This window comes from Streptococcus entericus DSM 14446, from assembly GCF_000380025.1.
GTDB classification, from domain to species: domain Bacteria; phylum Bacillota; class Bacilli; order Lactobacillales; family Streptococcaceae; genus Streptococcus; species Streptococcus entericus.
Window position 1 is genome coordinate 1 of sequence record NZ_KB904187.1, and the last position, 15,223, is coordinate 15,223.

Here is a 15,223-nt window from a genome sequence, read left to right on the forward strand (position 1 = left end):
AAAATGTTACAACCGCAACGAACTACCTTGAAAAAGAAAAAGTCCAAAAATCACTTCGCATTTTATCAAAGTTTACCGATAATAAACAGATAAATATCATTTTTTATCTCCTTGCTGTTGAAGAACTCTGTGTCTGCGATATAGCCTGTTTACTAAATCTCAGTATGGCATCTGCCTCCCACCATCTTCGTAAACTAGCCAATCAAAACATCTTGGACACCAGAAGAGAGGGGAAAATTATATATTATTTTATAAAAGATGAGGAAATCAGAGATTTTTTTAATCAACTAGGATAACAATCGCTCTATTCCAGTTCCTTTATCTATACTTGAAGAACTTCGAGATTTTCACAATGAAATGAACGAGTATCTTAAATTACACAATAGACCTGAAACAAAATTGATTTTCCCAACAATATACGGAAACTATATGTGTGATAGAAACGAGCGAACAACTCTCAAGAAAAGATTAGCTGGTCTAGGATTACCAGATTATGGTTTCCATTTATTCCGACACACTCATGCTTCAATGTTGCTTAATGCTGGCACAAATTGGAAAGAGCTTCAAGTGAGAATGGGACATAAATCAATTTCAACCACAAAGGATACTTACGCTGAATTAGCACCTCAACGAAAGTTAGAAGCTGTTGGTATTTATCTTGATAAGATTGCTGAACTAACGCAATAACTACTCTACCTTTTACTCTACCTTTTTTAGGTAGCACTCAATAAACGTTGATACATCAATGTTTCTAATAGCTAAAATAGAAAATACTTAACCTTTACTGAGGTAAAATAATTGAGATAAGAAAAGCCCTTGAAATCAACGTTTCTAGGCTTTTTTCTTTTGAATTTAGCAAAACAACTGAATTTTATTTGTTCTATCAAATCAAAAAGCGATAACACTTTTCAAAAATGGCATTATCCGCTATAATGAAACTTATGAAAAAACGCATATTTTTGAAGATTTTAGGAGCTCTCTGTGTCGTAGCAGTTTTGGGCTCAGTCGCTGCTAGCTTTTACTTTTTTGATGTCGCACAGGTGAGGGGCGAAAAATCGTTTGTGTCTAGTGATGAGACCCCTGCGGATAGCCCCCTTTATGCCTACCAAGAGGCTTTTGATAAACTGCCCAAAGAAGAACGCCAGATGACCCATCAAAATTTGAAGCAGGTGGCCTGGTATGTTCCAGCAGCGCAGGAAACAGATAAGACCGTTATCGTTGTTCATGGATTTGGTCAGACAAAGGCGCGGATGAGACCTTATGCCTACCTCTTTCATAAGTTAGGCTACAATGTTCTGATGCCGGATAATATCGCTCACGGTGAGAGTGACGGGCAGCTTATCGGCTATGGTTGGAATGATCGGTTGAATGTGATCCGATGGGCAGAGCTTCTGGTTGAAGAAAATCCGACGAGTGAACTGGTGCTGTACGGTTTGTCTATGGGGGGTGCAACTGTTATGATGGCAAGTGGTGAGAGCAGCTTGCCTGAGCAGGTAACAGCAATTATCGAAGATGCGGGTTACACCAGTGTTTGGGATGAACTTGTTTTTCAAGCCAAAGACATGTATAACTTACCAGCTTTTCCGCTCCTGTACCAAGTTTCAGCCTTGTCTAAGTTACGGGCAGGCTTTACTTATGGCGAAGCTAGCGCAGTCAAGCAACTTCAGAAAAATACCTTACCAACCCTCTTTATCCACGGTGATCGTGATAACTTTGTCCCAACTCACATGGTTTATGACAACTATGAGGCGACAGCAGGCGATAAAGAACTCTATATCGTGAAGGGGGCAGATCACTCGGAGACCTTCCAAACAAATGTCGCAGCTTATGAGGCGAGGATTGAAGCATTTTTGAAAAGTGTGAATTAAACCGGGCTGAATAGTCGCGATGACACATTGAAAATCCGCACAAGCACGCTGTTCTAACTATTTTTGCTAAGTGAGTTAGTTTTTGGGAACGATTGCGCTATGCTTCTCAGGGGATTATGTTAGGCTTGACCAACATTCTCGTCTAAGTTAGAGTAAAAGAAGAAAACTGATTGTTTTGGTGGAACAGTTAAGCCATAAAAAAATCAGTTTAACCCCTTGCCAAGTCTCTTCTTTTTTGGTAGAATGGTTGGGTATGTGGTGCTAGCACATCCTTATATATTCTACGTAGGAGGAAACACAAATGGCTAAAGTATGTTACTTTACAGGTCGTAAGACTGTATCAGGCAACAACCGTTCACACGCGATGAACCAAACCAAACGCACTGTAAAACCAAACCTTCAAAAAGTAACTGTCTTGATTGACGGTAAAAAGAAAAAAGTTTGGGTTTCAGCTCGTGCGCTTAAATCTGGTAAAGTTGAACGCGTTTAATAAAAAAGTCCGTTAGGGCTTTTTTATTTTTGCCTCATAAGGTTGAATTTGTGGTAAAATAAAAGGGATACTAGTGGCTTGATACAAAGTTGAGGGTGGTTTTGGGGCAATAGCAGAGCAACTGCCTTGACCTTTGTAGCAAACCTAGTATCAGACCTTGTCCTCAATGGAATTGACTTCTTAAGCGGCTACGTTATAGCTAGCCGTTGTATTGGAACCGGTCTATTGAAGGGCGTGTCTTAATACTACATTTATAAGGAGACACTCATGTCCAAACAAGTTTTTGAAACAACCTTTGCTGGTCAGCCACTCGTGGTTGAGGTTGGTCAGCTGGCCAAGCAGGCCAATGGTAGCGTGGTGACCCGCTACGGTAACTCAACTGTCCTGACCGCTGCAGTCATGTCCAAGAAGATGTCCACAGGCGACTTTTTCCCTCTCCAAGTCAACTACGAGGAAAAAATGTATGCGGCTGGTAAGTTTCCAGGTGGCTTCCACAAGCGCGAAGGTCGTCCGTCAACGGATGCAACCCTGACTGCTCGCTTGATTGACCGTCCGATTCGCCCAATGTTTGCCGAAGGCTTCCGCAACGAGGTGCAGGTCATCAACACGGTCCTTTCCTATGATGAAAATGCTAGCGCTCCAATGGCAGCCATGTTTGGTAGCTCGCTGGCTCTGTCTATTTCAGATATTCCTTTCAATGGGCCGATTGCTGGGGTACAGGTGGGTTATGTCGATAGTCGCTTTATCATCAACCCGACCAAGGAAGAGCAGGAGAAGTCTCTGCTTGACCTGACCGTTGCTGGCACCAAAGAAGCCATCAACATGGTGGAGTCTGGCGCTAAGGAATTGTCAGAAGACATCATGCTGGAAGCTTTGCTATTGGGCCACCAAGCCATCCAAGAACTGATCGCTTTCCAAGAGCAAATCGTGGCTAGCGTCGGTAAGGAAAAGGCGGATGTGGAGCTCTTGCAGGTCGATCCTGAACTTCAGGCTGAGATTGTCGCTGCCTACAACGCCGACCTCCAAGCTGCTGTTCAAGTTGAGGAAAAGCTGGCGCGTGAAGATGCGACCAACGCCGTCCGTGAGCGTGTGACAGCTGTCTATGCGGAACGCTACGCTGACCATGAGGACTACGACCGCATCATGCGTGACGTGGCGGAAATCTTGGAGCTCATGGAGCATGCCGAAGTGCGTCGTCTCATCACCGAGGACAAAATTCGTCCAGATGGTCGTCGTGTCGATGAAATCCGTCCGCTGGATGCGGAAGTGGACTTTTTACCACAGGTACATGGTTCTGGTCTCTTTACGCGTGGGCAGACCCAAGCCCTGTCCGTCTTGACCCTTGCTCCGATGGGAGAGACCCAAATCGTTGACGGTTTAGAGCCTGAATATAAGAAACGCTTCCTACATCATTACAACTTCCCGCAGTACTCTGTCGGCTCAACTGGACGTTACGGTGCACCTGGTCGCCGTGAGATTGGTCACGGGGCACTTGGTGAACGAGCTCTGGAGCAAGTCTTGCCGAGCCTTGAGGAGTTCCCTTATGCCATTCGTTTGGTCGCAGAGGTCTTGGAATCCAACGGTTCCTCCTCACAGGCCTCTATCTGTGCAGGCACGCTGGCGCTCATGGCTGGTGGGGTGCCGATTAAGGCACCTGTCGCAGGGATTGCCATGGGGCTGATTTCAGACGGGAACAACTACACCATCTTGACCGACATTCAAGGTCTGGAAGACCACTTTGGCGATATGGACTTCAAGGTGGCGGGTACACGTGAAGGGATTACAGCCCTGCAAATGGACATCAAGATTGAGGGCATTACGCCGCAAATTTTGGAAGAAGCTCTCGCGCAGGCTAAGAAAGCTCGCTTTGAAATCCTGGATGTGCTGCACGAGGCTATCCCAGCTGTTCGTCCAGAATTGGCGCCGACTGCACCGAAGATTGACACCATCATGATTGATGTGGACAAGATTAAAGTGGTCATCGGTAAGGGTGGTGATACCATCGACAAGATTATCGCTGAGACAGGTGTGAAAATTGACATCGAAGAAGACGGTTTGGTGTCCATCTTCTCTAGCGATCAAGCTGCCATCAACCGTGCCAAGGAGATTATTGCAAGTCTGGTGCGTGAAGCCAAGGTGGGTGAGGTCTACAAGGCCAAGGTTGTCCGCATTGAAAAATTTGGTGCCTTTGTGAATCTCTTTGAGAAAACAGATGCCATGGTGCATATCTCTGAGATGGCATGGAACCGCGTGAACCGTGTTGAGGACTTGGTGGAAATCGGTGACGAAGTGGATGTCAAGATTATCAAGATTGACGACCGTGGTCGTGTGGATGCCTCTATGAAAGCCTTGCTGCCACGTCCGCCAAAACCAGAAGGCAAGGATGGCGAACGCAAACCACGCCGTGAAAAAGCTGACCGTCCTGCAACTGGCTCTGCTGAAAACTAAACTCATTACCAAGATAAGGGAAGTTGGGCATGTTCGTTCTGTTGACCGTTTCTGTTTAGCTGGCTTTAGCGTCATCGTTAGTGAACAGATAGGCTTAATCGTGTCGAACCAGTTTCTGATGACTGAACTCCGCCCATTTCCCGCCTTTTAAGGAGAATATGATGAAAATAAAACTAACCAAGGAACTAGATAAGCGCCTGCGTGCCTTTATCGCTGACCCGACTAATTTTTTGGATGCCTTGGGTTTGGTCAATGCTTTTCATGGTGAAACTGTACTTGCCAGTGATAAACCCTATGCTATCGAGGTTGAAGGTCAAAAGGTCGTTCCGGTTTTTACAGATGTCGCTGACCTGAATCAATTTAAAGCCCTGCAAGCCAGTGCGAACCAACAGAACTGGGTCGATTGTTCGGCGCTGGATGTCTTGCGTGAAGCGATTGAAAAACAGCTGGCAGGACTGGCCTTCAACTTGAAGAAGTCAGGCGACGGAGGCAACTCCACATTGATTAAGACTAGTGATATGATTACTTTTGTCAATCACCACACGCAGGTTCTGAATCGGGTGCTAGGAGAGGACAATCAGGCTGCTGATAAACTGGATAAGACCTACCTAATCCCTGCCTATCATCGCAAGGACGAGGATGGTAATCTGGTGCGGATTTTTGCCATGATGACCAATCCAGAAGGGCAGCACTACGTCCCTGTCTTTTCTAACCTTGTCAGCTTTGCGAGATGGTACAACGATGAGAATTTTGGTGGCTTTTTCCGTCAACAAGAAGGTGTCATTATGGTCTGGGAATTGAGTCGGTTTAAGACCCCGCCAGCCGGGAAAAATATCCTAGATGAGACGACAGGGATTGCCATTAATCCTTTCGACGAGGGGATGGAACTTTTGCTATGGGAACAGCTAGAGCCGAAATCTTAGTCTGGATATAAGTTTATCCAGCTCAATGTCAGAGTGAATAGCTAACATCCTGAAGCTCTCTGGTGGACGTTGTTCATTTTTGATACACGGTTTAAACTGATTACTGATATGATATTAAAGGAGAGGAAGATATGGGCTGGTGGGCAAAAACGATTGCGATCATCAAACAGCTAGATCCTGCGGCGAGGACAACGGCGGAGGTTCTTTTGACCTATCCTGGTGTCAAAGCTTTAGCTGCCCATCGCCTGTCCCACTGGCTCTGGCAACGTGACCTCAAGCTCTTAGCACGTATGCATAGTCAGTTCTGGCGGTTTTGGACGCAGATAGAGATTCATCCAGGAGCTGAGATTGCGGCTGGGGTCTTCATCGACCACGGAGCAGGTCTCGTCATTGGGGAGACTGCTGTCATCGAGGAAGGCGTCATGCTCTACCACGGGGTGACACTTGGTGGCACAGGCAAAGACACGGGTAAGCGTCACCCAACCATACGGCGAGGGGCCTTGATTTCGGCTCATTCGCAACTGATTGGTCCGATAGAGATTGGGGAAAATGCTAAAGTGGGAGCAGCTTCTGTGGTGCTTGCCGATGTTCCTGCTGATGTGACGGTTGTCGGTGTTCCAGCACGTGTTGTTCGGGTGCACGGTAAAAAAGATGATCAGGTCATTCATCAGATTGAGGAGGAGCGTGAGTCGCTCTATTACACGTCTAAGTTGGAACAGCTGAAAGAAAGCAGTCACCAGTCATCGGAGTTGTAAGATAGGGTAGATATGGAGGTATAGAAAATATGTTATTAACGGAATTTAATCCGATTCCTGCGGTTATCGAACCAGATAATCTGGGACTCAGCCATCGTGTGGATGAGGTCTGCTCGACCTTGATTTACTCGTTTAATGGGGAAATCGTGGAGCGGGTGCGTCAGATGGTAGGTGTCAGGCAAATTGGCTACATGAACAGTATCAACGGGCACAATCCCATCTACCTCTACGAACACGATGGGCTTCGGGTTGCTGTCATGATGGCAATAGTTGGAGCTCCGATGGCAGTTGGTCAGTTGGAGGAGTTAAAGGCATTTGGCTTTGAACACTTTATTGTCCTGGGTTCGTGTGGGGTCTTGGACAAGTCGCTCAAGGCTGACCGTATTATCTTGCCAGCCTCTGCTCTACGGGATGAGGGGACAAGCTACCACTATGCTCCTGCTAGCGATGAGATTGCCTATGACCCAGCTTTGCTATTGACCATGGAAAAGGCCCTGGATGCCGCAGGGATCCCACATGTGCGGGCAAAGAGCTGGACGACGGACGCTTTTTACCGCGAGACGGCAGACAAGGTGGCGAGGCGCTTGGCGGCTGGAGCGACGGTGGTGGACATGGAAGCCTCAGCTATCATGGCGTGGGCGCAGTATCGACAAGCCAAGGTCTACCAGTTTTTCTACACAGCGGACTACGTTGACCATACCAGCAACCAGTGGGATAAGCGGGCAGGCGAGCGCACCGCAGATGCCCTGACCTTCTTTGACGTGGCGTTGGTGATAGCGAGGGGGATAGATAAGGGCTAACTGTAATAACAGTTGGCTTTTCCTTTGGTTTATTTTTGCTGGGATATGGTATAATAGAGGGTATGAAGCAATCTTTACAACCATTTACAAAATGGACAGGTGGGAAACGTCAGTTATTGCCTGAACTTAAAAAAAAATTACCAAGATCATATAATCGATACTTTGAACCATTTGTTGGCGGTGGAGCTTTATTTTTTGAATTAGCCCCTAAAGTGGCTGTTATAAATGATTTTAATGCAGAGTTGGTCAATTGTTATGAGCAAGTCAAGAAAAATCCTAAGCAACTGATAGACTTGCTGGAGGTACACCAAGAGAATAATTCTAAAGAGTATTATTTAGACATAAGATCCCTAGACCGTCAGGATAACTTTGATGAGTTATCAGCGGTTGAACGTGCAGCTCGAATTATGTATATGTTACGTGTCAATTTTAACGGTCTTTATCGCGTTAATTCTAAAAATCAATTTAATGTACCTTATGGACGTTATAAAAATCCTAAGATTGTTGACAGGGAATTGATTTTGTCTATTTCAGATTATTTGAATAGCCATGATATCAAGATTCTAAATGGGGATTTTGAGCAGGCTGTTGCAGATGTTCAAAGGCATGATTTTGTCTATTTTGACCCCCCGTATATACCGTTATCGGAGACGAGTTCATTTACTTCTTATACACATGAGGGGTTTTCCTATGATGATCAGGTTCGGTTGCGTGATACTTTCAAAACTTTAGATGATAGAGGCGCCTATGTTATGTTATCGAATTCATCAAGTCCCTTAGTTGAGGAACTGTACAAAGATTTTTATATTCATCGTGTCGAAGCTACTCGAACAAATGGTGCAACATCTGCTAGTCGTGGAAAAGTATCTGAGTTGATTATAACCAATTATGAATCCAAATAACGAATATCAGTATGGAGGAGGTTTATTAATGACCAAACCATACTATCATAAAGAACAGTCGATCTTAATTCATGCAGATACCTTTAGTTTTTTGGAAAAAATAAAACCAGAGAGCATGGATATGATTTTTGCAGACCCGCCATATTTTTTAAGTAACGGTGGAATTTCTAATTCTGGTGGGCAAGTTGTTTCGGTTGACAAAGGTCACTGGGATAAAATTTCATCTTTGGAAGAAAAACATGACTTCAATCGTCGCTGGATAAGATTAGCAAAACGGGTTTTAAAACCAAATGGGACAATTTGGATCTCGGGGAGTTTGCATAACATCTATTCTGTTGGCATGGCTTTAGAACAAGAAGGTTTCAAAATTTTGAACAATATTACTTGGCAAAAGACTAATCCAGCTCCAAATCTATCCTGTCGCTATTTTACACATTCAACAGAAACTATCTTGTGGGCAAGAAAAGCAGATAAGAAAGCCAAACATTATTATAATTATGACCTGATGAAAGAGTTGAATGACGGCAAGCAGATGAAAGATGTTTGGATGGGCGGTTTAACAGCCAAAGCAGAAAAGTGGGCTGGTAAGCACCCTACTCAAAAACCAGAATATTTGCTGGAGCGGATTATCTTAGCAAGTACCAGAGAAGGAGATTATATTTTAGATCCTTTTGTAGGAAGTGGCACAACGGGGGTTGTCGCCAAACGTTTAGGGCGTCGATTTATTGGAATTGATGCCGAAGAAGAGTATTTAAACATTGCGATTAAACGATTGGAGGCAGTTGGATGATAAAAGGCGGAATAGGTGGAGCAAACACTAATAAGACAGGTTTAAAATTTGAAAAGGATACTGATTTTTCAGAATTAGTTGATTTGTTGCCACAATACGATGTTCGGGAAATCATTTTTCACGATAAGAAAGCAACTAAAGGTTTTGAAGTTTACCGAGGCAATGATTTGGTCGGAAAAATTATGCCTCAGTACCGTTTCTATGATTTTTTAGCAGAAATTGGTATTAAAAATACAAATTCTAAACAATGGAAACCTGACGAAGTATTTATCAATTTTGAAAATCATACTGTTTATATTGTTGAGAAAAAGTGGCAAGAAACAGAAGGTAGTGTCGATGAAAAATTGTTGGGATTCGGCAACAAACGTCGATTGTATCAGCGATTACTAGATAAAGCTAAAACTCCTTTTTCAGTTCAGTTTATTTTTGTTGGTAATAGTAGTTTCTTTGGAAAAGACAAGTATCGAGATAGTTTTGAGATGTTACGTGGTGACGGCGTTAAAATTATGTTAGATAAGTATGATATGGCATTCTTTGGACTTTATTAGGAGTGGAAAAATGATATTAAAGGATTATCTAACAAAAGATCCGATAGATAGACTAAGTACTTTTCTATCCACCCTCTCAATCACCAACCGTACTCCAGAATATTATGTCAACTGGGAAAAGGTTGCACGTGAGACAGAAAAGTTTGAATTAGAATTGCATACGTTGAACTATTTGATTGGGAAAGATAATATCCGCGAAGAAGCTTTGGATTTATTTACGCGGCAGCCTCAGTTACTACGTGCCATCCCTAGTTTGATTGCCAGTCGTGATAAAGTTTTGGATATTTTATCTATGGATGAACATGATGAGATGACCTTTGACCATCTAAATTTTTCAACGATAGATACCAATCGTATTGTTGATTATGTTGATTTTATTGACAAAGCAGGGCTGTTAGAGTTTTTGCAGTGTAAAGCTAATCGTTCTCTGGTTGATTATGTTTATGGTGTTGAGACTGGTTTAGATAGCAATGGACGTAAAAATCGTAGTGGTGATACTATGGAAGGCATTGTTGGACGACATGTCCAAAAAATTTGTCAACAATACGTTTTAGAATTCAAGGCACAGGCCACTGCACCCTTTATCAGAGAGAATTGGGGAGTTACAGTTCCAGTTGATAAATCTGAACGTCGCTTTGATGTGGCAGTTTACTGCCCTATTCGTCATAAAGTTTGGTTAATCGAGACTAACTATTACGGCGGAGGGGGCAGTAAATTAAAAGCTGTTGCGGGTGAGTTTACGGAATTAAGTCAGTTTGTCACCAGTTCAGCAGATGACGTTGAATTTGTTTGGGTCACAGATGGGCAAGGTTGGAAAACAGCTCATTTACCGTTATCAGAAGCTTTTGCTCATATTGCCAATGTCTTTAATTTGTCTATGCTGAAGGAAGGTTACTTAGCTGAGCTATTTTACTTGTCTTCAATTAATGGAAAGGAGTAGCCATGACCCTAAAACTCTACGACACCATGACCCGCAGCTTGCGTGATTTTGTGCCCTTGGAAGAAGGAAAGGTCAAGATGTATGTTTGCGGACCGACGGTTTACAACTACATTCACATCGGCAACGCCCGCTCGACCGTCGCTTTTGACACCATTCGCCGCTATCTAGAGTACCGTGGCTACGACGTCACTTACATCAGCAACTTCACTGACGTGGACGACAAGATTATAAGGGCGGCTGCGGAAAGCCAAATGACACCAAAGGAGCTGGCTGATCAGTTCATCGCCGCTTTTAAGGAAGACACTGCTCAGCTCTTTGTCAAGCCTGCGACCAAGAACCCTCGCGTCATGGACTATATGGACGAGATTATTGCCTTTATCGAGGTTCTTTTGGGAAATGGCTGCGCTTATGAGGCAGATGGGGATGTTTACTTCCGTGTCGAGAAGGCTGCTAATTACGCCAAACTAGCCAATAAAACCCTCGCCGACCTCGAAATCGGTGCTAGTGGTCGAACTGATGAAGAAACAGCCCGCAAGGAAAATCCGCTGGATTTTGCCCTCTGGAAGTCTGCCAAGCTAGGTGAGATTTCATGGGATAGCCCTTGGGGAGCAGGTCGACCAGGCTGGCACATCGAGTGCTCGGTCATGGCGACAGAGCTACTGGGGGATACGATTGATATCCACGGTGGAGGAGCTGACCTTGAGTTTCCGCACCACACCAACGAAATCGCCCAAAGTGAGTGCAAGACAGGACACACCTTTGCCAACTACTGGCTCCACAATGGCTTTGTCAATGTGGACAATGAGAAGATGTCCAAGTCACTAGGTAACTTTGTCTTTGCCCGTGACTTGTTGGATAAGATTGATGGTCAGGTCCTGCGCTTCTTCCTAGCGACCCAGCATTATAGAAAGCCGATTAACTTTTCGGAGAAAGCGATCTATGATGCTGAAGTTAACCTTAAGTACCTGAAAAATGCCTATACCCAGCCTCTGACAGCTACAGCTGACGAGGCAATGCTGGCGAATTTTGTCACTCGCTTCACAGACAGCATGGATGATGACATCAATGCCGCCAACGGCATTACGGTTGTCTTTGAGCTGGCCAAGTGGATCAACTCAGGCAACTACACACCAGCTGTCAAGATAACCTTTGCCGCTATGCTGGAGGTCTTTGGCATCGTCTTTGAAGAGGAAGTCCTCGACAGTGCTATCGAAGCGCTGATTGCCGAGCGGCAGGAAGCCCGTGCCAACCGTGATTTTGCTACCGCAGACCGCATTCGGGACGAATTGGCTAACAAAGGCATCAAGCTCCTTGACACCAAGGACGGGGTGAGGTGGACGCGTGACTAGACCAGTAGATGTCAATCTGATCAACGGGATTGCCTTGGCTTTTGAGGGAGATGCGGTGTACGCCATGTATATTCGCCGTCATCTCATCATGACTGGGCAGACCAAGCCCAACCAGCTGCACCGCCTAGCGACCCACTATGTGTCCGCCAAGGCACAGGCCATGCTGGTTCAAGCCATGTTAGAAGCGCAGCTATTGACCGAAAAAGAAATCGAGATTTATAAGCGAGGGCGCAACGCTAACAGCCACACCAAGGCTAAGAACACCGACATCGTCACCTACAAGGTCTCGACGGGCTTTGAGGCGGTGATGGGCTACCTCCACATGACTGAGCAAATCGAGCGCTTGGAGGAGTTGGTGGCGTGGTGTATTGCGACCGTTGAGCGCCATCGGTTGACCGAAAAATAAAATCAAACAGGGAGCGTTTCTGCTTCCTGTTTGATTTTAAGCTATAATCGTTTGCGCTTGGCTAGGTCAACAAACTTGAACTTTTCCAGTTTATGGCGGCTCTCGGTGAATTGGAACTGTTGTCCATCTGCCAAAAAGACCTGTGACTTGACAGAAACGACGTGGGCATCCTTGCCTAAGTCAAGCAACCGTTTATCACTGTCGGTCACATGATCGATGGTAATCTCTTTTTGGGCAGAGGCAATGTCAAGGTTTAATTGATTTTCCAGATAGGCATAAATTGACCGCTCGGCTATTTCTCGTGTCATCTCAGGGACTAGGCGCTTGAGGAGGTAATCGATGTCGACCACTGCGGCAACACCATCAACGATGCGCTGGCGAGTGACCCGCCAGATGATGGTGTGTTTTGGAAAGCCTGTCAGTGAGTGGAGTTTGTCGTCAATGATGACCTTGTCGATACTAACCAGCCGTGTCGTTGAATTGATGCCAAAGTTTGTGACCAATTCTTGGTAGCTGATGAGATCAGATACCGGAAAGTTGAACCGCTCTCGCTTGCTGACCTGGGTCCCACGACCCTGCATTTTTTGGATGAGACCAGTATCGGTGAGCAATTGCAGAGCTTTCCGGACGGTGTCTCGGCTGGCCTGATGGTGCTGGCTGAGTTCGATTTCTGTTGGTAGATAATCTCCTGGCGCTAGATGGCCTGTTAGAATGTCTTGTTCCAACTTTTTGAAAATAATTTCATATTTTTTCATAAATGTAGCATTCTCTTTCAAATGTTGTTGTTTTTCCAGACAAGTTATCTTATTTTAACAAAAAAGTCAAAAAATAGCACCAAACAACTTGCAGACAATTTTGTTGTCGGTTACAATGAGGGTGTAAAAAGTTGTACGACCTTTTTCAAAAAAATAGGAGGAGCTAGTTATCTAGCGCACAAAGATAATGGGAAAATTCCAAGAAGACGCGAAACAGCTGTTAGCAGCTGTTGGCGGTAAAGAGAACATCACAGCGGTTACCCACTGTGCCACCCGTATGCGCTTTGTTTTAAAAGATGATAAAGCAGCAGACATCAAGACTATCGAAGCTATCCCAGCGGTCAAAGGAACCTTTACCAACGCTGGTCAGTTCCAAGTGATTATCGGTAATGATGTGCCGATTTTCTATAACGACTTCACTGCCGTATCTGGTATCGAAGGCGTTTCAAAAGAAGCTGCTAAATCAGCAGCTAAAAGCAACCAAAACGCTATCCAGCGTGTCATGACCATGTTGGCAGAGATTTTCACCCCAATCTTACCAGCCATCATCGTCGGCGGTTTGATTTTAGGTTTCCGTAACCTGCTTGAAGGTGTCGGCATGGAATGGCTAGGTCAAGCCATGGCAGACGGCAAGCCTGTATTTGACGCAGATGGCAATCCTGTCTGGAACACCATCACACAAGTTTCTCCATTCTGGAATGGGGTTAACCATTTCCTTTGGTTACCAGGTGAAGCGATTTTCCACTTCTTGCCTGTAGGAATTACTTGGTCTGTTACGCGTAAGATGGGAACCTCTCAAATCCTTGGTATCGTCCTTGGTATCTGTTTGGTATCACCTCAATTGCTCAATGCCTACGCAGTGCCTGGCACAGATGCTTCTGTCATTGCGGAGGAGTGGGTATGGAACTTTGGTAGCTTTACGATTAACCGTATTGGTTACCAAGCTCAGGTTATCCCAGCTCTCTTGGCTGGTTTGTCCCTATCTTACCTTGAAATTTTCTGGCGTAAACGTATCCCAGAAGTGATTTCTATGATTTTCGTGCCATTCTTGTCCTTGCTTCCAGCGCTTATCTTGGCGCACACCGTATTGGGACCATTTGGCTGGTGGTTAGGTCAGGGCTTGTCAACCATTGTTTTAGCTGGTTTGACTGGTCCCTTGAAAGCCTTGTTTGGTCTTATCTTTGGTTCGCTTTATGCACCGTTTGTCATCACTGGTCTTCACCACATGACCAATGCCATCGACACGCAGTTGATTGCAGATGCTGGTGGTACAGGTCTCTGGCCGATGATTGCATTGTCAAACATTGCGCAAGGTTCAGCAGTGCTTGGTTACTACTTCATGAACCGCAACAATGAAAAAGAAGCTCAAATTTCGCTTCCAGCAGCTATCTCAGCCTACCTTGGCGTGACTGAACCAGCCCTCTTTGGTGTTAACGTCAAGTACGTTTACCCATTTGTTGCAGGTCTTGCAGGTTCTGGTCTTGCGGGTCTCTTGTCAACAACCCTAGGCATTCAGTCTAATTCCATCGGTGTCGGTGGTTTGCCAGGTATCTTAGCGATTAAAGCGCAATACTGGGGAGCTTTCCTCGTAGCAATGGCTGTTGCCATCGTTGTCCCAATTGTGTTGACCTTCTTCTTCCGTAAGGCTGGTATCCTGACCAAGTCAGAAGACGAGGCTAAGGCAGATCGTGAGGTGACTGTAAAAAAGCCTAGTCCTGCTAAGGTTGCAAGTAAGGACATCCTTGTCCAAAGCCCCTTAGCAGGTCAGGTCAAAGCTCTTAACACGGCAACTGATCCTGTCTTTGCCCAAGGGCTAATGGGACAAGGTGTGGTGATTGAACCGAGTCAAGGTCTGTTGACAGCACCTGTAGCTGGTACGGTATCTGTGCTCTTTCCGACCAAACATGCCATTGGTTTAACAACCGATGATGGGATTGAGTTGCTTATCCACATCGGTATGGACACGGTTAGCCTAGATGGTAAAGGATTCGAGGCCCACATCAAGCAAGGCGACCGAGTCGCAGTTGGAGATAAACTCATCAGCTTTGACCAAGAGGTCATCTCATCAGCTGGTCTGATTACAGAAACGCCGATCATCGTGACCAATACAGAGCAGTTTAACATCGCTGTTATTGGTGACTTGCCGCGTGACCTTGCTCATGGTGACCAGCTTCTCATGGTGCAGACCAATTAAGCTTAACACAAGAAAAGAAGCAACTTTTGGGAGATCAAAGGTTGCTTCTCCTCAC

At 45.2% G+C, this 15,223-nt stretch carries 15 protein-coding genes and 1 pseudogene; 15 read left to right on the forward strand and 1 reads right to left on the reverse strand.

Annotated features, from left to right (window positions below; translation table 11 throughout):
* The 14 genes and pseudogenes from cadX to A3GW_RS0110285 form a co-directional block, all read left to right on the forward strand.
* On the forward strand, nucleotides 1–296 hold a 296-nt coding region (gene cadX / locus A3GW_RS0110220), incomplete at its 5' end, for a Cd(II)/Zn(II)-sensing metalloregulatory transcriptional regulator CadX (protein WP_018369197.1).
* A gap of 1 nt (nucleotide 297) precedes the next feature.
* Nucleotides 298–687: pseudogene (locus A3GW_RS0110225) on the forward strand (tyrosine-type recombinase/integrase); the annotation flags it as partial.
* Nucleotides 688–941: 254 nt separating this feature from the next.
* Nucleotides 942–1,868, forward strand: a complete 927-nt coding sequence (locus tag A3GW_RS0110230) for an alpha/beta hydrolase (protein WP_018369199.1) — start codon at nucleotides 942–944, stop codon at nucleotides 1,866–1,868.
* 301 nt (nucleotides 1,869–2,169) lie between these two features.
* Nucleotides 2,170–2,358, forward strand: coding sequence for a 50S ribosomal protein L28 (gene rpmB, locus A3GW_RS0110235; protein ID WP_018369200.1), 189 nt, complete (start codon nucleotides 2,170–2,172; stop codon nucleotides 2,356–2,358).
* A gap of 267 nt (nucleotides 2,359–2,625) precedes the next feature.
* On the forward strand, nucleotides 2,626–4,806 hold the full coding sequence (gene pnp, locus A3GW_RS0110240; protein WP_018369201.1) for a polyribonucleotide nucleotidyltransferase: 2,181 nt from the start codon (nucleotides 2,626–2,628) through the stop codon (nucleotides 4,804–4,806).
* 161 nt (nucleotides 4,807–4,967) lie between these two features.
* Nucleotides 4,968–5,729: an SseB family protein gene (locus tag A3GW_RS0110245; protein WP_018369202.1), complete on the forward strand. Its 762-nt coding sequence runs from the start codon at nucleotides 4,968–4,970 to the stop codon at nucleotides 5,727–5,729.
* 131 nt (nucleotides 5,730–5,860) lie between these two features.
* Nucleotides 5,861–6,484: a serine O-acetyltransferase gene (cysE, locus tag A3GW_RS0110250; RefSeq protein ID WP_018369203.1), complete on the forward strand. Its 624-nt coding sequence runs from the start codon at nucleotides 5,861–5,863 to the stop codon at nucleotides 6,482–6,484.
* Nucleotides 6,485–6,513: 29 nt separating this feature from the next.
* Complete coding sequence (locus A3GW_RS0110255) at nucleotides 6,514–7,284, forward strand: nucleoside phosphorylase (protein ID WP_018369204.1); 771 nt, start codon at nucleotides 6,514–6,516, stop codon at nucleotides 7,282–7,284.
* A 62-nt stretch (nucleotides 7,285–7,346) separates the two neighbouring features.
* The gene (locus tag A3GW_RS0110260; protein ID WP_018369205.1) at nucleotides 7,347–8,186 is read left to right on the forward strand and encodes a DNA adenine methylase; all 840 of its coding nucleotides are present in this window, start codon (nucleotides 7,347–7,349) and stop codon (nucleotides 8,184–8,186) included.
* Nucleotides 8,187–8,214: 28 nt separating this feature from the next.
* Nucleotides 8,215–8,976: a DNA-methyltransferase gene (locus A3GW_RS0110265; protein ID WP_018369206.1), complete on the forward strand. Its 762-nt coding sequence runs from the start codon at nucleotides 8,215–8,217 to the stop codon at nucleotides 8,974–8,976.
* Nucleotides 8,973–9,524 carry a PD-(D/E)XK nuclease superfamily protein gene (locus A3GW_RS0110270; RefSeq protein WP_018369207.1) on the forward strand — a complete coding sequence of 184 codons (552 nt, stop codon included), beginning with the start codon at nucleotides 8,973–8,975 and terminating at the stop codon, nucleotides 9,522–9,524. The genes A3GW_RS0110265 and A3GW_RS0110270 overlap by 4 nt, the downstream gene beginning before the upstream one ends.
* A 10-nt stretch (nucleotides 9,525–9,534) precedes the next feature.
* Complete coding sequence (locus A3GW_RS0110275; protein WP_018369208.1) at nucleotides 9,535–10,464, forward strand: type II restriction endonuclease; 930 nt, start codon at nucleotides 9,535–9,537, stop codon at nucleotides 10,462–10,464.
* Nucleotides 10,465–10,466: 2 nt separating this feature from the next.
* Entirely contained in the window at nucleotides 10,467–11,813 is a 1,347-nt protein-coding gene (gene cysS / locus A3GW_RS0110280) for a cysteine--tRNA ligase (protein ID WP_018369209.1), read from the forward strand.
* Nucleotides 11,806–12,219, forward strand: coding sequence for a Mini-ribonuclease 3 (locus tag A3GW_RS0110285; RefSeq protein ID WP_018369210.1), 414 nt, complete (start codon nucleotides 11,806–11,808; stop codon nucleotides 12,217–12,219). The genes cysS and A3GW_RS0110285 overlap by 8 nt, the downstream gene beginning before the upstream one ends.
* Nucleotides 12,220–12,260: 41 nt before the next feature.
* Here A3GW_RS0110285 and treR read toward each other — a convergent pair whose 3' ends face one another.
* Nucleotides 12,261–12,974: a trehalose operon repressor gene (gene treR / locus A3GW_RS0110290; RefSeq protein ID WP_018369211.1), complete on the reverse strand. Its 714-nt coding sequence runs from the start codon at nucleotides 12,972–12,974 to the stop codon at nucleotides 12,261–12,263.
* A 187-nt stretch (nucleotides 12,975–13,161) separates the two neighbouring features.
* On the opposite strand from treR, the gene treP reads away from it, so the two are divergent.
* Nucleotides 13,162–15,168, forward strand: coding sequence for a PTS system trehalose-specific EIIBC component (gene treP, locus A3GW_RS0110295; protein WP_018369212.1), 2,007 nt, complete (start codon nucleotides 13,162–13,164; stop codon nucleotides 15,166–15,168).
* The last annotated feature ends 55 nt before the right edge of the window (nucleotides 15,169–15,223 follow it).